We start from the raw sequence: 18,393 nt of genomic DNA, 5'->3' as shown, positions 1-18,393 counted from the left end.
CCTCGTACGATCGGGGCATGAGTTCCAAGGACGCCCCGCCGCCGCTGCCGGAACCCCTCGGGGTCCCGGTCGCCGACTCCCACACCCACCTGGACATGCAGTCCGGCACCGTGGAGGAGGCCCTGACGCGGGCCGCCGCCGTGGGTGTCGACACCGTGGTCCAGGTGGGCTGCGACATCAAGGGCTCCCAGTGGGCGGCCGAGACCGCCGCCGCGTACGACAACGTGCATGCCGCCGTCGCGCTCCACCCCAACGAGGCCCCGCGCATCGTGCTGGGCGACCCCGACGGATGGTCCAGGCAGGGCGCCCGCGAGGCGGGCGGCGACACGGCGCTCGACGACGCCCTCGCCGAGATCGACCGGCTGGCCGCCCTGGACCACGTCAAGGCGGTCGGCGAGACCGGGCTCGACCACTTCCGCACCGGCCCCGAGGGCATGGCCGCCCAGGAGCGCTCCTTCCGCGCCCACATCGAGATCGCCAAGCGGCACGGCAAGGCCCTCGTCATCCACGACCGCGACGCCCACGCCGATGTGCTGCGCATCCTCGCGGACGCCGGAGCCCCCGAGCGCACCGTCTTCCACTGCTACTCCGGCGACGCCGAGATGGCCGCGATCTGTGCGGCCAACGGCTACTACATGTCCTTCGCCGGCAACGTGACCTTCAAGAACGCCCAGCCGCTGCGCGACGCGCTCGCCGTCGCCCCCCTCGGCCTCGTGCTGGTCGAGACGGACGCGCCGTTCCTGACGCCCGTGCCGTACCGCGGACGGCCCAACGCCCCGTATCTCGTTCCGATCACGGTCCGCGCCATGGCGGCGGTCAAGGGCGTCGACGAGGACACCATGTCGGCGGCGATCGCCGTCAACACGGCGCGCGCCTTTGATTACTGACCGATAACAGCGGAGCCCCCGGGTGGGGCGTCACAGGGTAGCGTCGACAACACAGTGTAGTCGAGTCGCTTTGGACGGTGACCGCCCCTCCGCTAGGGTCCCGGCCTCGTGAGCAACTCACCGGGCAGTCACCGAGCCGCCGCGCGAGCCGCCGCACACGGGGTCGACGCGCCACCGGCCCCCGCGCCCCCGGCGCAGTCCTACGGCTACGGCTACGGCTACGCCTACGACCCGCTCGCCTTCCCTCCGGGGCCTCCCGTCGACCCCGACGCGGCGACGCTGCTCGCCCTCCAGGTGCCGGCCCCGTCGCCGCCGCCCCCGCCCGGGCCCGCCCCGTATCCCGCTCCCGGCGTGGACACCGCGGGTCCGACCCACGGCTCCGCGCACGGCTTCGACGCCTTCGCCGCACAGACGGCCGCCGCCCCGTATGCCGGCGGCGGCCCGTACGCCGCTGCCGCCTCCCACGCCGGTGCCGCCTCCCATGCCAGTGCCGCCCCCGACGCGGCTTCCGCCTCCCACGCCGGTGCCGCCTCCCACGCGGGTGCCGGACCGCTGACGGCCACCCTGCCCACCACCTCCGCCACCAGCTTCGGTCACGGCGTCCAGCCCCTCACCAGCCCGGTCGGAGCCGGCCCCGGCCCCGGTCCGGGCGCTCGGCGCGCCGCGGCCGTCCCCGGGCCGCGGGCCGGGGCCCGGCGGGCTGCCCGGCGGCGCCGGGCAGCCGGGCCCGGCGGCGGCCCGGGGCTGCGGCGACTGGTCCCGCAGGCCCTCGTCGTCGCCTTCCTCGCCGGCGGCACCAGCGCGTTCATCGCCAACGACAAGGCCGTGCGGCTCAGCGTCGACGGTGTGCCGCGCACCATGCACACCTTCGCCGACGACGTCTCCGAGCTCCTCGACGACGAAGGCCTCGCCGTCGGCGCCCACGACGTCGTCGCCCCCGCCCCCGGCGAGGCCCTGGCCAGTGGCGACGAGGTGGTCGTGCGCTACGGCAGGCCCGTCCTCCTCACCCTCGACGGGCAGCGCCGCCAGGTATGGACCACGGCCCGCACCGTCGACGAGGCACTGCGCCTGCTCGGGGTGCGCGCCGAGGGGGCCTATCTGTCGGTGGCGCGCTCGTCCGCGATCTCCCGCAAGGGACTCACCCTCGACGTGCGCACCGAGCGGACCGTGACGTTCATGGCCGACGGCCGTGAGCGCACCGTCCGCACCAACGCCGCCACCGTCCGCGAGGCCCTCGAACATGCCGGCATCGCCCTCGCCGGCCAGGACACCACCTCCGTACCGCCCGGCAGCTTCCCCCGCGACGGCCAGACCGTCACCGTCATGCGGATCACCGGCACCCGGGAAGTCCGCGAGGAGCCCATCCCCTACGACGTGGAGCGGGTCAGCGACCCCGACCTCTTCACCGGCACCGAGGTCGTCGAGCGCCAGGGCCGGCAGGGCTCGCGCCGCGTCACCTACTCCGTGCGCACGGTCAACGGCGTCCGGCAGAAGCCGCGCAGGATCGGCGAGGAGACGGTGCGCGAGCCCGTCACCCAGCTGGTGAAGGTCGGCACCAAGCCCATGCCCACCTCCGTCGCCGGGGCCGACGACCTGGACTGGGACGCGCTCGCCCAGTGCGAGTCCGGTGGCCGCCCGAACGCCGTCGACTCCTCCGGCACCTACGGCGGGCTCTACCAGTTCGACCCCACCACCTGGCGCTCACTGGGAGGCACCGGCACCGCCCAGGGCGCCCCCGCCTCCGAGCAGACATACCGGGCGAAGAAGCTCTACGTGCAGCGGGGGCCGAGCCCGTGGCCGCACTGCGGCCGTAGGCTGTATCGGTGAGCACCACTGAGCCCGACGCACTCCTCGGCCCCGCCGACATCCGTGAACTGGCCGCAGCGCTGGGCGTACGCCCCACCAAGCAGCGCGGCCAGAACTTCGTCATCGACGCCAACACCGTGCGGCGCATCGTCCGCACGGCCGAGGTGCGTCCCGACGATGTCGTCGTGGAGGTCGGGCCCGGCCTCGGATCGCTGACCCTGGCGCTGCTGGAGGCCGCGGACCGGGTGACCGCCGTCGAGATCGACGACGTCCTCGCCGCGGCCCTGCCCGGCACCATCACGGCCCGTATGCCCGCCCGGGCACCCCGGTTCTCACTCGTCCACTCCGACGCGATGCTCGTCGAGGAACTGCCCGGCCCGCCGCCGACCGCGCTCGTCGCGAACCTGCCGTACAACGTCGCCGTGCCGGTCCTGCTCCACATGCTCGACCGTTTCCCGACCATCGAGCGGACCCTCGTCATGGTCCAGGCCGAGGTCGCCGACCGGCTCGCCGCCCAGCCCGGCAACAAGGTCTACGGCGTGCCGTCGGTCAAGGCGAACTGGTACGCCGAGGTGAAGCGGGCCGGGGCCATCGGCCGCAACGTCTTCTGGCCCGCCCCCAACGTCGACTCGGGGCTGGTCTCGCTGGTGCGCCGCTCGGAGCCGATCAGGACGACCGCGTCCAAGAAGGACGTCTTCGCGGTCGTCGACGCCGCCTTCGCCCAGCGCCGCAAGACCCTGCGCGCCGCACTGGCCGGCTGGGCCGGTTCGCCCGCCGCCGCCGAGGCCGCGCTGGTCGCCGCCGGCATCTCCCCCCAGGCGCGGGGCGAGTCCCTCACCGTCGAAGAGTTCGCACGCATCGCGGAGGCCAAGGCGTGAACCGCAGCATCACCGTACGAGTCCCGGCGAAGGTCAACGTCCAGCTCGCGGTCGGCGCCGCGCGCCCCGACGGCTTCCACGACCTGGCGAACGTCTTCCTCGCCGTCTCGCTGTACGACGAGGTGACGGTCGCCCCCGCCGACGGGCTGCGCGTCACCTGCTCGGGGCCGGACGCCGGCCAGGTGCCGCTGGACGCCTCGAACCTCGCCGCCCGGGCCGCCGTCGCGCTCGCCGCCCGGCACGGCCTCTCCCCGGACGTGCACATCCACATCGACAAGGACATCCCGGTGGCCGGCGGCATGGCCGGCGGCAGCGCCGACGGCGCGGGCGCCCTGCTCGCCTGCGACGCGCTGTGGGGGACGGGCGCCGCGCGGGACGAACTGCTGGACATCTGCGCCGAGCTCGGCAGCGATGTGCCGTTCAGCCTCGTCGGCGGGGCCGCGCTGGGCACCGGCCGCGGTGAGCGGTTGACCCCGCTGGAGGTCGGCGGGACGTTCCACTGGGTGTTCGCGGTCGCCGACGGCGGACTGTCGACCCCGGCCGTGTACGGCGAGTTCGACCGGCTCGCGGCGGACCGGGAGGTCCCGCCCCCGGCCGCCTCGCCCGCCCTCCTGGACGCGCTGCGCACCGGCGACACCGGCGCGCTGGCCGGCGCCCTCACCAACGATCTCCAGCCCGCCGCTCTCTCGCTGCGCCCCTCGCTCGCCGACACCCTCGCGGTGGGCACGGCGGCGGGTGCACTCGCGGGCCTGGTCTCGGGCTCGGGGCCCACGACGGCGTTCCTGGTGAAGGACGAGGACGCGGCGGCCGCGGTCGCCGGGGCACTGCTCGGCTCGGGCACCTGCCGGGCGGCCCGCGTGGCGACGTCCCCGGCGCCGGGGGCTACTCAGATCCGTAACTGAGTACGAACGCGCTGACGCGGGTGCGGTACCGCACGGCACCGTACCCGCATGGGAACCAGCGTCTCCGAGCTCGCCGCCAACACCCCTGACAGCCGGGACCGTTACATCGACCTCCTGCGGGTCGCGTCCCTCGGGACCGTGGTCCTCGGCCACTGGCTGATGGCCGCCGTCACCGCCGACGGCGGCGTGGGCAACCTCCTCGCGGTCGTGCCCGCCCTGCAGCCGCTGACCTGGGTGCTGCAGATCATGCCGGTGTTCTTCTTCGTCGGCGGCTTCTCGCACGCCCTGTCCTACCGGTCCCGGCCGGTCTACTCGGCGTTCCTGCGCGGACGGCTGCAGCGGCTGCTGCGGCCCACCATGGCGTTCATCCTGATCTGGGCGGCCGCGGCGCTGGTCGTCCAGCTCGCGGGTGGCGGCTCCGGCCTGACGGGCGTGGCGCTGCGCCTGGTGGCCCAGCCACTGTGGTTCATCGGCATCTACCTGGCCATGGTGGCGTTCACCCCGCCGCTGCTGAAGCTGCACGAACGGTACGGCTGGGGCGCGTTCGGCGCCCTGGTGGCGGCGGCCGCCACCGTCGACGCCCTGCGCTTCGCGGCGGGCGTTCCCCATGTGGAGTTCCTGAACTTCGCCTTCGTCTGGCTGGCCGTCCACCAACTGGGCTTCCTGCGGGCCGACGGCCGCATCCGCGTACCGTCCGCGCTGGCCCTGGGTGGTCTGGCGGCCGCGGCGGCCCTGGTCGCGTTCGGCCCGTACCCGCTGTCCATGGTCGGCATGCCGGGCGAGAAGGTCTCCAACATGGCCCCGCCGACGCTGGCGCTGCTGTGCCACGGCATCTGGCTGGTCGGGGCGGTCGAACTGGCCAAGGGCCCCGGCACCCGGTTCGCGCGCCGCGCGGCGGTCTGGCGCGCGGTCGTCGCGGCGAACGGCATCGCCATGACGGCCTTCCTGTGGCACCTGAGCGCGATGCTCGGTGTGTACGGCGCCATGCTCGCCCTGGACGTCCCGATGCCCGCTCCGGCCTCCCCGGCGTGGTGGGCGCAGGTGCCGGTCCGGATCGCCGTGGCGGCCGCCCTGACGGCCCTGCTCGTCGCGGCCTTCCGCCGCTTCGAACGCCCGGCTGCCCGGCCCGCGGCAGGCGCGGCTCCCCCGGTCGCCTCCCCGGCCTCCGGCCCGCTGGCGGCACTCGGCGTCACCCTGTGCCTGTTCGGCGTCCTCGGCCTGTCGATGGTCGGCTTCGGCGGGCTCCTCGAAGGCCGCTCGGCGCTGCTGATAGCCGTCCACGTCACCGCGCCGGTGGCGGTGGCCATGGCGCTCGCGGGCTGGGTCCTGGTGGAGCGGGCTGCCGTGCGGAGGCGCGAAGGCCGAAGCCAACCGGTCTCGCACTGAGGCATCCTGACGTCCCGTCATCACCGCCGCGCGCGATCCTCGCAACCCGGACGCGTGCGGGCGCGCGCCGGTTGTGTCCTGGACACGACAGCCGAGGGGTTGGGATGATCTACGGCCTCCTCCCCCCGAGCAAAGGCAGAACATGACGGCGTCTCGCACGTCCTTCCTCCGGCGGGCCGGCCGGGTGGCCGCACTCGCCGCGGCGATCCTCTCGGTGCCCCTCTCCGGTACCCCCGCGCAGGCCGCCACCCCCGGCGACCCGGCGACCGCGTCCTCCTTCGACCTCAGGCCCGGGCCGGATCTGAGCGGCCGGGTCGCGGACCTGAAGGCCGCCCTCCCGACGCAGGGCGTCCAGAACCTGCTCGCACAGGGCAACCGGGTCGCCAAGACGGGCGGGTCCTGCACCACGGACCCGTTCGGCACCGGCGACAGCACCACGCCCCTGGCCCCGGTCAAGAAGTTCTGCTGGGCCGCCGGCGACGCCGACACCGAGGAATGGGTTCCGCAGGGCATCACCGGTGTCTCGGACGCCCAGGCCGACGAACTGTGGGGCGACAGCAGGCCGGTGATCACCTCCTGGTACGACAAGGCGGGAGGCAGGGGCGTCCGGCTGTCGTTCCTCGACCCGGAGACCCAGGTGCCGGGCGACCCCGACGGCCGCCGGTACCGTCACGTCCTCCTGGTCGAGCCGTACTACAACGCGTACAACCACATCTCGTACAAGGCGGTCAACGTCCACGCCGGCGGCATCGCCTGGTACAGGTACTACCTGTACATCGCCGACACGATCAACGGTCTGCGCGTCTTCGACATGCGCTCCGTCCTGGACCTCAACCCGGACCAGAACGCCTCGGTGGACGACACCACCCTCGACGGCCTGAAGAGCAACGTCACGGACGAGGCGAAGATCGGCCGCCAGAACAACGTCTACTACAGCCACACCTACCGCTATGTGATGCCGCAGGTGGCCTCGTACAAGTTCGTCGCCCCGCAGGGCAACTCCTCCTCCACGACGACCTGCGTCGCGACCGGCGCCCCCAAGGCCTCCTACATCTCGATCGACCGCAGTGACGCCGCCGCCCCCGCGCTGGTCATGGGCGAGTACTGCGACTCCACCGACACCCTGACCGAGAAGGGCCGGGTCGGCGCGCTGCCCATCGACGACAGCACCGGACTGCTGCGGACGACCGACGGCGTGGTCAAGGCGTCGGAGGCGTACTACCTGCCTCGCGACCTCACCCAGGGCGCGGCCCGCTACGACGGCATGTACTACTTCAACCGCAGCTGGCTGCACAACAGCGGCAGCCTGCGCCGCGCCCAGATCTCCGGCGGCCGCATGGTGGACTACGGCAGCAACATCACCACCGCGGTGGGCCCGGAGGACCTCTACTTCGAGCACGGCACGAGCCGGCCGGACGGGGTGCAACTGCTCTGGTCGCTGAGTGAGCACCGTATGAACAGCGCGGACCCGACCTGCACCGACGCCGGCTCGCCCTGCGGACGGGTCGTCTACGCGCACCGGGTCGGCGACATCCTCGCCCGGCCCTGAGACCCCGTCGGCGGCTCCCCGCCGCGCCGGGGGTCAGCGGGCCTGGGCGAGGGTGCGCCTGGCGAGGTCGTACGCGGGCAGCATCGCCCGGTGCTCCCCCGAGTCCAGGCCCCCCAGGTGCACCACCACCGCGCCGCGCGGGGTGACCACGGCGAAGGCCCGTTCCTCCTTCGGCTCGTCCAGGAACTCGCTGGTGATCGTGTAGGTGACCTCCGTGGCCGGGAGGTCACCCGCCGTCGTCTCGCGGTACCGGACCCCGCCGGCCTTCTTCTCGGCCGCCACGAAGTCCTCCAGCACCGTGCGCGGCTCGGCGGCCGCGTCCTTGCCGGTCCAGACACGCAGGAAGCCGATGTGACCGGCCGGCTTGGCGTCGACCTCGCAGACCAGCTCGACCGAGCCCTGCCTGGCCAGATCGCCCCACTCGGGATCGGCGGCGGCCGTCACCTTCTCCGCCGTCCACCCGGTGGCCGCCTCGAAGGTGACGGGCAGCGCGCACGGCGTTCCCGGGCCACCGAGCGGGACGCCCCGGGAAGCCGCCGGAGCGGCCGGGGCGGAGGACTTCGCGGCCGTGCGCCCGTCTCCCTTCCCGCCCTCGTCCGGGGCCTGGGAGCAGCCCGCCAGAGCCATCCCGGCCGCCACCACCGAAACGATTCCGCGCACCCTGTGCCGCGCCATTGCAGACCCACCCCCGAGCTCGGACGAACGGCGCACGCTACCGCACCCCGCCCGGCGACTACCCTGGTAGGTCGACCCTCCGCCGCTCCCGGTCCGCCGAGGGGAGGTGCCCGTCCCCCGTCCCCGTTACAGGAGTGAAATGGCCGTCAATCTGGTCAATGTCGAGGCAGTCAGCAAGGTGTACGGCACCCGTGCCCTGCTCGACGGAGTCTCCCTCGGCGTCTCCGAGGGGGACCGGATCGGTGTCGTCGGGCGCAACGGCGACGGCAAGACCACCCTCATCCGGATGATCGCCAAGCTGGAGGAGGCGGACGGCGGACGCGTCACGCACAGCGGCGGACTGCGGCTCGGGGTGCTCACCCAGCACGATTCGCTCGACCCCGGGGCGACCGTCCGCCACGAGGTCATCGGTGACCTCGCCGACCACGAGTGGGCCGGCAACGCCAAGATCCGCGACGTGCTCACCGGCCTCTTCGGCGATCTGCACCTGCCCGGGTTCGAGAAGGGTCTCGACACCGTCATCGGGCCGCTCTCCGGCGGCGAGCGGCGCCGTATCGCCCTCGCCAAGCTCCTCATCGCCGAGCAGGACCTCATCGTCCTCGACGAGCCGACCAACCACCTGGACGTGGAGGGCATCGCCTGGCTCGCGGGGCACCTCCAGGCCCGCAGGTCCGCGCTGGTGTGCGTGACCCACGACCGCTGGTTCCTCGACCAGGTCTGCACCCGCATGTGGGACGTGCAGCGCGGCACGGTCCACGAGTACGAGGGCGGCTACTCGGACTACGTCTTCGCGCGCGCCGAGCGCGAGCGCATCGCCGCGACCGAAGAGGTCAAGCGGCAGAACCTGGTACGCAAGGAGCTCGCCTGGCTGCGCCGCGGGGCGCCCGCCCGCACCTCCAAGCCCCGCTTCCGGATCGAGGCGGCGAACGCCCTCATCGCGGACGTGCCGCCGCCCCGCGACACCTCTGAGCTGATGCGGTTCGCGGGCGCCCGGCTCGGCAAGACCGTCTTCGACCTCGAGGACGTGACCGTGACGGCGGGGCCCAAGCAGCTGCTGAAGCATCTGACCTGGCAGCTCGGTCCGGGCGACCGCATCGGCCTGGTCGGCGTCAACGGCGCGGGCAAGACCTCACTGCTGCGGGCGCTGGCCGAGGCCGCCCGCACCCAGGGGGAGGTCCAGCCGGCGGCCGGCCGGATCGTCGTCGGCAAGACCGTGCGCCTCGCCTACCTCTCGCAGGACGTCACCGAACTCCCCGCGCAGCTGCGGGTGCTGGAGGCCGTCCAGCAGATCCGCGACCGCGTCGACCTCGGCAAGGGCCGGGAGATGACGGCCGGACAGCTCTGCGAGCAGTTCGGCTTCGCCAAGGAGAAGCAGTGGACGCCGGTCGGCGACCTCTCCGGCGGCGAGCGGCGCCGGCTGCAGCTGCTGCGGCTCCTGATGGACGAGCCGAACGTCCTGTTCCTCGACGAGCCGACCAACGACCTCGACATCGAGACGCTGACGCAGCTGGAGGACCTGCTCGACGGCTGGCCCGGTTCGATGGTCGTCATCTCCCACGACCGCTTCTTCGTCGAGCGCACCACCGACCGCACCTTCGCGCTGCTCGGCGACCAGACCCTGCGCATGCTGCCCCGCGGCATCGACGAGTACCTGGAGCGCCGTCGGCGGATGATCGAGGCGGCGGTACCCGCCCCGGCGGCCGCGGCCGCGCCCGCCAAGGAGAAGTCCGCCGGTGACGCCCGTGCGGCGAAGAAGGAGCTGCAGAAGATCGAGCGCCAGCTCGACAAGGTCTCCGACAAGGAGGGCAAACTGCACGCTCAAATCGCCGAAAACGCAACGGACTTCGAAAAGGTGGCGAAACTGGACGCCGAGCTCCGGGAACTGGCCACGCAGCGTGAGGAGTTGGAGATGCGGTGGCTGGAACTCGCCGAGGACGCCTAGCCGGGCGCACCCGTAGAGAAGGCGTGGAGAGCCGATAACAAGGGCATCACAGGCCGGTCCTCCCTTGGGAACAGGGGCGGACCGGCCCCTTGTGCGAGGGGCCCGAGTGATAGAAAGAAGCCCCGCTCGACTCACGTAACACTGCGGAATCCATGTCCGATTCGCTCCTTTCCGGCGGTACGTGCGCGCCGGAATCGCGGGGGAGACCGGTCGGCCAGCGGACCGCACGAAGGGGGAAGCGCTGATGAGTCAGCCGCCCAGCCAGCAACCGCCGCAGGGGGGCGGCTTCGGGTCCCCGCAGGACCCGCAGCAGGGGTTCCCGCAGCAGCCCGCCCAGCCTCCGGTCCCGCCGCAGATGCCGCCGGTCCCGCCGGCCGCGCCGCAGTCGCCCGCGCCGCCGCAGGGCGCGCCGTCGGCCCCGGCCGGCCCTCCGCCGCAGAGCCCGCTGCCCGGCGCCCAGCCGCCCGGCGCGCCGGGATACGGCTATCCGCAGACTCCTCCCGGGCAGCCCGGTTACGGCTACCCGCAGGCTCCCGGCCAGCAGCAGCCCGGCCCGTACGGCCAGCCGGGCCCGTACGCCCCGCAGCCGGGACCGTACGGCCAGCAGCCGGGCCCCTACGGCGGGTTCCCGACCCAGCCGCAGTACCCCGGCGCCCCCACCCCGCCCGGCAACGGCGGCGGTGGCTTCTTCAAGGGCAAGCCCGGCCTCATCATCGGCGCGGCGGTCGCCGGCCTGCTGGTCGTCGGCGGCGGCGTCTGGTTCGCCGTGGGCAGTGACAGCGACGAGGGGAAGCCCGACGCCAAGGGCTCCCACTCCGCGCCGCCGAAGCCCAACGGCTCCGAGTCCGTCGACCAGGGCGACGGCAGCGGCGACGGCCGCGATGCCGACGACGACCTCAACGCCGGGCGCAAGCCGGGCGAGGCGAAGGTGCAGTTCCTCGTCAAGAACGACGTGGACCTGCCGCGCAACGGCTCGGACGTGTTCGGCCCGTGGATCGTCGGCGACACCGTCGTCAAGGCCATGTACAAGAGCGTCGCGGGCTACTCCATGTCCGACGGCGCGAAGAAGTGGGAAGTGCCGTTCAGCGCCGAGGTCTGCGCCGCGCCCGTCTCGGCCACGCCGGCCGGTGCGCTCGTCATCGGCGTCAAGGACGGCACCACCGACAAGGCCGACTGCGCCGTCCTGCAGCAGATCGACCTCAAGACCGGCAAGGCGGGCTGGAAGACGCCCGTGCCGAAGGGCACCGGCTTCAGCGCTCTGTCCGACATCACCCTCGCCATCAGCGGCGACACGGTGACCGCCGCCGGCACCGGCAACTCGTACGGCTTCTCGATGACGACCGGCAAGCAGCTCTTCGGCCGGCCGGCCGACGGCTGCAAGCCGTTCGCGTTCGCGGGCGGTGCGAAGCTCATCGCCGCCTCCAGCTGCCCCGTCGACGACTACAACAACCCGCAGCACGAGGTCAGCGAGGTCGACCCCAAGACCGGCAAGCCGAAGTGGACCTACAAGGTCAACCGCGGCTGGGAGGTCGACAAGGTCTACTCGGTCAGCCCGCTGGTCATCTCCCTGACCAACGAGGCGAAGAAGAGCTGGAACATCGTCGCCCTCACGGACACCGGCAAGTTCCGCTCGGCGCTCGTGAGCGACAAGAAGGACAAGTTCCGCCCCAAGTGCGGCGGCACCTTCATCGTCTTCGGCCAGAACCTGGAAGGCTGCACCGGCGTCGCCGCCGACGCCAACACCTTCTACATGTCGACGGAGCCCACCCAGCTCGTCGACGGCACCAACGAGGTCGTGGCGTTCGACCTCGGTACCGGCAAGCCCAAGTGGCGCGCGCCCGCGGGCGAGGGGAAGACCATGACCCCGCTGCGCATGGAGGCCGGCAACGTCCTGGTCTACATGGAGGCCTCGCGGGAGCGCGGCGGCGCGGTCGCCACGCTCGCCCCCACCGGCGGCAGCCCCAAGGTGCTGCTGCAGCACCCGGCGTCGACGGCCGAGATCGAGCGCGACTTCTACGACCCGTCGTACGCCTACGACAACGGCCGGTTCGTCATCGCCGGCGGCCGGGTCAGCGCGCGCAACGACCAGGAGGAGAAGGAGACGAAGACGATGATGGGCTTCGGCAAGTGACCGCGTCCCGCCGACGCACCGCCCCGGGCCCCGACGTCCCCCCTTCCCTCCGTCCCCTCCGCAGAGTCCCAGAGGTACGCACACGATGACGCAGCCACCGCCGCCGCCCAACCAGCCCCCCGGGCCGCCGCCGAACCAGCCGCCCGGCCCGCCGCAGGGCCCGCCCCCGCAGGGGGGAGGCTTCGGCGCCCCGCAGGACGTTCCCCCCGGGGCCCCCGCCCCGGGCGGCTTCGGCGCGCCCACCCCGCCGCCGCAGAACCCGGCGTACGGATACCCGCAGACGCCCCCGCCCGGCCAGCCCCCCGGCTACGGCTACCCGACGGCGCCCATGCAGCAGCCGGCCCAGGTCCCGGGGCAGCCGCCGCAGTACGGCTACGGCTACCCGACGGCGCCCATGCAGCAGCCGATGCCCCCGCAGCCCGGCGGCTCCGGCGGCAAGAAGCTGTCCACGCAGATGCAGATCATCATCGCCGCGGCCGTCGCGGTGGTCCTGATCATCGCCGGTGGCGTCTGGTACGCCTCCAGCAGCGGCGACGACAAGACGGACGACGCCAAGGGCACCAGCTCCGGCGCCACGCAGGGCGGTGGCGGCGACAAGAACCCGGCCGGCGGCGGAGGCAAGGAGAAGGCGCCCGCCAACGTCAAGAGCAGGGTGGCCTTCCAGCACCCGCAGCCCAAGGTCCCCGACATCACGGACTTCGGCGGCTCCTGGGTCACCGACAAGGTGTACGTCAAGCCGGCGTTCAACTCGCTCGTCGGCTACGACCTCGACAAGGGCACCCCGGTCTGGACGCTCCCGCTCCCGGGCCAGATCTGCGCCGCGTCGAAGCACACCACCAAGGACAACAAGACGGCGATCGCCTTCGAGCCCGCCAAGGCCGTCGCGCCCCGGTACTTCCAGCCGTGCACCGAGGTCGGCGCCGTCGACCTCAACACCGGCAAGCTGCTGTGGCGCAAGTCCGTCTCCGGCAGCGCCGCCGGTGACGACAAGGTGAAGTTCAACGAGATCACCATCGGCGCCGGCACGGTCGCCGCGGGCGGCACCGACGGCGGCGCGGCCTGGGACCTCGCCACCGGCAAGCAGCTCTGGCAGCCGGAGAACAACGCCGAGAACTGCTACGACATGGGCTACGGCGGCGGTGACGCCCTCGTCGCGGCCCGCAAGTGCGGCCCGTACGAGAGCCAGTACGTCCTCATGCAGAACCTCAACCCGGCCACGGGCGCGCCGCTCTCCTCGTACAAGATGCCGGCCGGTGTGGAGTACGTCGGCATCGTCTCCACCAAGCCGCTGGTCGTCTCCGCCGACGTCGGCCGTACCGCCGGTGACGGTTCGGGCATCTCCGACTTCTTCGTGATCGACGAGAAGACCGGCAAGCTGAAGTCCAAGATCACCGCGCCCGGCGACCGGTTCTCGGCCGAGTGCGACCAGGAAGTGGAGTCCTGCATCCGGGTCGTCGTCGGCAACGGCCGGCTCTACCTGCCCACCGAGGCCCACGAGGGCAGCGGCGAGTACGGCGACACCAACGAGATCGTCTCCTTCGACCTCGCCACCGGAAAGGCCACGAGCGACAAGGCCGACGCGGGCGAACGCTCGACGCTGTTCCCGATCCGCATGGACGGCGGCAACATCATCGCCTACAAGATCCCGCCGTACGACAAGGGCGGACAGATCGTCAGCATCGACGGCGGCAGCTTCAAGCAGACGGTGCTGATGGAGAATCCGGCGGACGAGGCGGTCCGTGACGCGGAGCGCAGCTTCTCGCTGGAGTCCTCCGAGATCCGCTACGCCTCGGGCCGGCTGTTCATCGCCGACGACCTGGTGTCGAAGCAGACCACGACCGGCGGCGACAAGAAGTACCTGGTGCTGTCGTACACCACCAACTGACCCGCCGACGGCTGGTCGACACGCTCCGGACGGCCCGGCACATCGCACCCGCGATGTGCCGGGCCGTCCACTTCGTGAGCCGCAAGTAGCCCTGTTTGACGAAGAATTCGACATTCTGGGGGGCTTCTGACAAGTAAGGGGCGCGCAATGTCGAACAAGCGTGTAGCTTGCCGGGGCAACAGGGCTGGGGGCGGCGGGGGGCCGGTCCCGGGGGAGTGGGGGGATGCTCGATGGGCGTGCGGCTCATGGTGGTCGATGACCACCGACTACTCGCCGAGGCGCTCGCCTCGGCGCTGAAGCTGCGCGGGCACCGGGTGCTCGCGGCGGCCGCGCCCACGGCGGGCTCGGCGGAGCTCGTGGTGAACCGGGCGCCCGAGGTGTGCCTGATGGGCACGGCCACCCCTGCCGAGCCGGGCGTCTTCGATCCGATCGTGCGGATCAAGCGGGAGCGGCCGCAGGTGGCCGTGGTGGTGCTCGGGCCGGTGCCCAGCCCGCGGGGGATCGCCGCGGCCTTCGCGGCCGGCGCCTCGGGGTACGTACGCCACGACGAGCGCATCGAGGGCGTCGAGCGCGCCATGATCAAGGCCAGGGCGGGAGAGGCGGCCGTGGCGCCGCAACTGCTCCAGGGGGCGTTCACCGAGCTGCTCAACCCGGCCGCGCAGCCCGACGACGAGGGGCAGCGGCTCCTGCAGCTGCTCACCCCGCGCGAGGTGGAGGTCCTGGTCCGGGTCGCCGAGGGCGAGGACACCCGACTGATCGCGGCCGGCATGGGCATCGCGCCGAGCACCGCGCGGACGCATGTGCAGCGGGTGCTGATGAAGCTGGGCGTCGGGTCCCGGCTGGAGGCGGCCGCGCTCGCGGCCCGCACGGGTCTGCTGGACCGTGCCGCGGACCTGCCGAAGAGTCCCGACTTCCTCTGAGCTTCCCGGTCGAGTGCCTGTGGGCGGCGGATCTTCCGCCGCCCTTTTGTCGTTTCCGCCTCCGTGAGTGGGCTCGGTGGCACCTGTTGACCGGCGATGTTTGATTGTGGTTTCTTGTGTGTGGTTATGTTGGAGCGGCCGTGAGGAGCCCGGAGTGAAGAAGACGTCGACCCGGCTCGCCGACGGACGTGAGCTGGTCTACTACGACTCCCGGGACGGGACCCTCCGCGAGGCCGTCGACCGGCGGCCCCTCGACCCGATCTCCACCACCTCCGAGATCCGCCACGACCCCCTGCTCGGCGACGCGGTCGCCATCGCCTCGCACCGCCAGGGCCGCACGTACCACCCGCCCGCCGACGCATGCCCGCTGTGCCCATCCCGCGACGGCAGGCACAGCGAGATCCCCGACAGCGACTACGACGTCGTGGTCTTCGAGAACCGCTTCCCCTCGCTCGCCGGCGGGTCCGGCCGCTGCGAGGTCGTCTGCTTCACCCCCGACCACGACGCCTCGTTCGCCGACCTCACCGAGGAGCACGCCGCCCTGGTCCTGGCGGCCTGGACCGACCGCACCGCCGAACTCGCCGGACTCCCGCACGTCGAACAGGTCTTCTGCTTCGAGAACCGCGGTGCCGAGATCGGCGTCACCCTCGGCCACCCGCACGGCCAGATCTACGCCTATCCCTTCACCACCCCGCGCACCGCGCTGATGCAGCGCTCCGCCGCCGCACACCGCGAGAAGACCGGCCGCAACCTCTTCGACGACCTCGTCCGGCGGGAACGCGACGAGGCCGAACGGGTGGTCCTCCAGGGCGACCACTGGATCGCCTTCGTCCCCTACGCCGCGCACTGGCCGTACGAAGTGCACCTCTACCCGACGCGCCGGGTGCCCGACCTGCGAGCCCTGGACGACGCGGCGCGCACAGAGTTCCCACAGGTCTATCTGGAACTGTTGAGACGTTTCGACCGGATCTTCGGCCCGGGCGAGCCACCGACGCCGTACATCGCCGCCTGGCACCAGGCGCCGTTGCGCGACACGCGGCGCGAGGAGTTCGCGCTGCATCTCGAGCTTTTCACCGTCCGACGGACCTCCGGCAAGCTGAAGTTCCTCGCGGGCTCGGAATCCGGCATGAGTGTGTTCATCAACGACGTGCCGCCCGAGACGGCGGCCCGGCGACTGCGAGAGGTGGCGAGCGGATGCGATATCTGGTGACGGGCGGGGCCGGCTACGTCGGCGGTGTGGTGGCCGCGCACCTGCTGGAGGCCGGACATGCGGTGACCGTGCTCGACGACCTGTCGACGGGCTTCCGCGAGGGCGTCCCGGCCGGTGCGCGCTTCGTCGAGGGGCGCGTCCAGGACGCCGCGCTCCACCTGGACGCGGGCTACGACGGGGTGCTGCACTTCGCCGCGTTCTCCCAGGTCGGCGAGTCGATGGTGCACCCCGAGAAGTACTGGTCGAACAATGTGGGCGGCACGATGGCGCTGCTCGCCGCGATGCGCGCGGCGGGTGTGCGCAGGCTGGTCTTCTCGTCCACCGCCGCGACCTACGGCGAGCCGGTCTCCACTCCCCTCACCGAGACCGATGCCACGGCCCCCACGAGCCCCTACGGGGCCTCCAAGCTCGCCGTCGACCACATGATCACCGGCGAGGCCGCCGCCCACGGCCTGGCCGCCACGTCGCTGCGGTACTTCAACGTGGCGGGCGCGTACGGAACCTGCGGCGAACGCCACGACCCCGAGTCGCATCTGATCCCCCTGCTCCTCCAGGTCGCCCTCGGCAGGCGCCCCGCCATCTCCGTCCACGGCGACGACTACCCGACGGCGGACGGCACCTGCGTACGCGACTACATCCATGTCGCCGACCTCGCCGAGGCGCACCTCCTCGCGATGGAGGCGATGACCACGGGCGAGGTCCGTCCGGGCGAGCACCTGATCTGCAACCTCGGCAACGGCAACGGCTTCTCGGTCCGCGAGGTCGTCGAGACCGTGCGCCGGGTGACCGGCCATCCCGTCCCGGAGGTCATGGCCGCGCGCCGCCCCGGCGACCCCGCGGTCCTGGTCGCCTCGGCCGCCACCGCCCGCGACCGGCTCGGCTGGAAACCGTCCCGCCCCGACCTGGCGGCCATCGTGGCGGACGCCTGGGAGTTCGCCCGGCACCGGGAGGCGGGCCGATGAACGTCGCGGACGGCTTCCGGGAGCTGTACGGGGCCGCGCCCGAGGGCGTCTGGGCGGCCCCCGGCCGGGTCAACCTCATCGGCGAGTACACCGACTTCAACGACGGCTTCGTGATGCCGCTCGCCCTGCCGCACACCGCGGTCGCCGCGGTCTCCCGCCGGGACGACGGAGAGCTTCGGGTCCACTCGGCCGACGTCGGCGAGGGCGTGGTCCGGCTCGCCGCCGACGAGCTGCGGCCGCTCGGCGACACCGGCTGGGCGGCCTACCCGGCGGGCGTCGTCTGGGCACTGCGCGACGCGGGACACGCCGTGACCGGCGCCGACATCCATCTCTCCTCGGCCGTCCCCACCGGCGCCGGGCTGTCCTCGTCCGCCGCGCTGGAGGTGGTCACCGCGCTCGCGCTGAACGACCTGTTCGGGCTCGGGCTGTCCCGCCCGGAGCTGGCCCTGCTCGCCCAGCGCGCGGAGAACGCGTTCGTGGGCGTCCCGTGCGGCGTGATGGACCAGACCGCGTCGGCCTGCTGCACGGAGGGGCACGCCCTGTACCTGGACACCCGGGACCTGTCGCAGCGCCAGGTCCCCTTCGACCTCGCCGCGCGGGGCCTTCGGCTCCTGGTCGTCGACACCCGGGTGAAGCACGCGCTCGGTGACGGCGCGTACGCCGAGCGACGCGCCGGATGCGAGGCGGGCGCGCGGGCGCTCGGGGTCCGCACGCTGCGTGAAATCGAGTATGCGCACCTGTCCGAGGCGCTCTCCCGGTTGACCGACGAAACGGTTCGCTCCTGCGTCCGGCACGTCGTCTCCGACAATTACCGGGTGCGGCGGACGATCGCGCTCCTGGACGCGGGGGACCTCCGCGCGGTGGGCCCCGTGCTGACCGAGGGCCATGCCTCGCTCCGCGACGATCTGCGGGTCTCCTGCCCGGAACTCGACCTGGTCGTCTCCGTCGCGAACGCCGCCGGGGCGCTCGGAGCCCGTATGACGGGCGGCGGTTTCGGCGGCTCGGCGATCGTGCTCGCCGAGGCCACGGCCGCGGACACGGTGTCCGACGCGGTCGTGGCGGCCTTCGCGGCCGAGGGCCTGACGGCCCCGCGCGTCTTCCCGGCGGTCCCCTCGGCGGGGGCGCGCCGGCTCGCCTGAGGGGCGCCGGACCGGGGCTTCACGCACCTGCTGCCGACCAACCGCCGTGTGCTTTCGTCCCGTTACCGCACAGACGGCACATCGAAAACACCTCCGCCGGTCAGTTCCGCAAATCACCTTC

The 18,393-nt window shown here is 72.7% G+C and carries 14 protein-coding genes; 13 read left to right on the top strand and 1 reads right to left on the bottom strand.

What is annotated here, in order from left to right; all coding sequences use genetic code 11:
• The first annotated feature begins 17 nt into the window (after nucleotides 1-17).
• The 6 genes from ACY34K_RS19590 (at nucleotide 18) to ACY34K_RS19565 (ending at nucleotide 7,408) form a co-directional block, all read left to right on the top strand.
• Nucleotides 18-887, top strand: coding sequence for a TatD family hydrolase (locus tag ACY34K_RS19590; RefSeq protein ID WP_462748745.1), 870 nt, complete (start codon nucleotides 18-20; stop codon nucleotides 885-887).
• Nucleotides 888-1,166: 279 nt separating this feature from the next.
• A complete protein-coding gene (locus ACY34K_RS19585; protein WP_462748817.1) occupies nucleotides 1,167-2,714 on the top strand; it encodes a ubiquitin-like domain-containing protein in 1,548 nt (515 codons plus the stop codon).
• Nucleotides 2,711-3,571: a 16S rRNA (adenine(1518)-N(6)/adenine(1519)-N(6))-dimethyltransferase RsmA gene (gene rsmA, locus ACY34K_RS19580; RefSeq protein WP_462748742.1), complete on the top strand. Its 861-nt coding sequence runs from the start codon at nucleotides 2,711-2,713 to the stop codon at nucleotides 3,569-3,571. Before ACY34K_RS19585 ends, rsmA begins: the two co-directional genes overlap by 4 nt.
• Entirely contained in the window at nucleotides 3,568-4,473 is a 906-nt protein-coding gene (locus ACY34K_RS19575; protein WP_462748740.1) for a 4-(cytidine 5'-diphospho)-2-C-methyl-D-erythritol kinase, read from the top strand. Before rsmA ends, ACY34K_RS19575 begins: the two co-directional genes overlap by 4 nt.
• A gap of 48 nt (nucleotides 4,474-4,521) precedes the next feature.
• Entirely contained in the window at nucleotides 4,522-5,859 is a 1,338-nt protein-coding gene (locus ACY34K_RS19570; protein ID WP_462748738.1) for an acyltransferase family protein, read from the top strand.
• 142 nt (nucleotides 5,860-6,001) lie between these two features.
• On the top strand, nucleotides 6,002-7,408 hold the full coding sequence (locus ACY34K_RS19565; RefSeq protein WP_462748736.1) for a hypothetical protein: 1,407 nt from the start codon (nucleotides 6,002-6,004) through the stop codon (nucleotides 7,406-7,408).
• 33 nt (nucleotides 7,409-7,441) lie between these two features.
• Here the strand turns inward: ACY34K_RS19565 and ACY34K_RS19560 are convergent, their stop codons facing one another.
• Nucleotides 7,442-8,083, bottom strand: coding sequence for a lipoprotein (locus tag ACY34K_RS19560; protein ID WP_462748734.1), 642 nt, complete (start codon nucleotides 8,081-8,083; stop codon nucleotides 7,442-7,444).
• A gap of 139 nt (nucleotides 8,084-8,222) precedes the next feature.
• Between ACY34K_RS19560 and ACY34K_RS19555 the strand changes: the two genes are divergently transcribed.
• The 7 genes from ACY34K_RS19555 to galK all read left to right on the top strand — a co-directional run bounded on the left by ACY34K_RS19555 (nucleotide 8,223) and on the right by galK (nucleotide 18,272).
• The gene (locus ACY34K_RS19555; RefSeq protein ID WP_462748732.1) at nucleotides 8,223-10,025 is read left to right on the top strand and encodes an ABC-F family ATP-binding cassette domain-containing protein; all 1,803 of its coding nucleotides are present in this window, start codon (nucleotides 8,223-8,225) and stop codon (nucleotides 10,023-10,025) included.
• A gap of 244 nt (nucleotides 10,026-10,269) precedes the next feature.
• On the top strand, nucleotides 10,270-12,156 hold the full coding sequence (locus tag ACY34K_RS19550; RefSeq protein WP_462748730.1) for an outer membrane protein assembly factor BamB family protein: 1,887 nt from the start codon (nucleotides 10,270-10,272) through the stop codon (nucleotides 12,154-12,156).
• 85 nt (nucleotides 12,157-12,241) lie between these two features.
• Nucleotides 12,242-14,041, top strand: coding sequence for an outer membrane protein assembly factor BamB family protein (locus ACY34K_RS19545; RefSeq protein WP_462748727.1), 1,800 nt, complete (start codon nucleotides 12,242-12,244; stop codon nucleotides 14,039-14,041).
• A gap of 230 nt (nucleotides 14,042-14,271) precedes the next feature.
• Nucleotides 14,272-14,961, top strand: coding sequence for a helix-turn-helix transcriptional regulator (locus ACY34K_RS19540; protein ID WP_462748726.1), 690 nt, complete (start codon nucleotides 14,272-14,274; stop codon nucleotides 14,959-14,961).
• 154 nt (nucleotides 14,962-15,115) lie between these two features.
• Nucleotides 15,116-16,171, top strand: coding sequence for a galactose-1-phosphate uridylyltransferase (galT, locus tag ACY34K_RS19535; protein WP_462748725.1), 1,056 nt, complete (start codon nucleotides 15,116-15,118; stop codon nucleotides 16,169-16,171).
• On the top strand, nucleotides 16,156-17,133 hold the full coding sequence (gene galE / locus ACY34K_RS19530) for a UDP-glucose 4-epimerase GalE (protein ID WP_462748723.1): 978 nt from the start codon (nucleotides 16,156-16,158) through the stop codon (nucleotides 17,131-17,133). Before galT ends, galE begins: the two co-directional genes overlap by 16 nt.
• On the top strand, nucleotides 17,130-18,272 hold the full coding sequence (galK, locus tag ACY34K_RS19525; protein WP_462748722.1) for a galactokinase: 1,143 nt from the start codon (nucleotides 17,130-17,132) through the stop codon (nucleotides 18,270-18,272). Before galE ends, galK begins: the two co-directional genes overlap by 4 nt.
• The last annotated feature ends 121 nt before the right edge of the window (nucleotides 18,273-18,393 follow it).

This window comes from Streptomyces sp. STAM6 (assembly GCF_054963715.1).
This window is presented reverse-complemented; position numbering and strand designations above follow the sequence as displayed.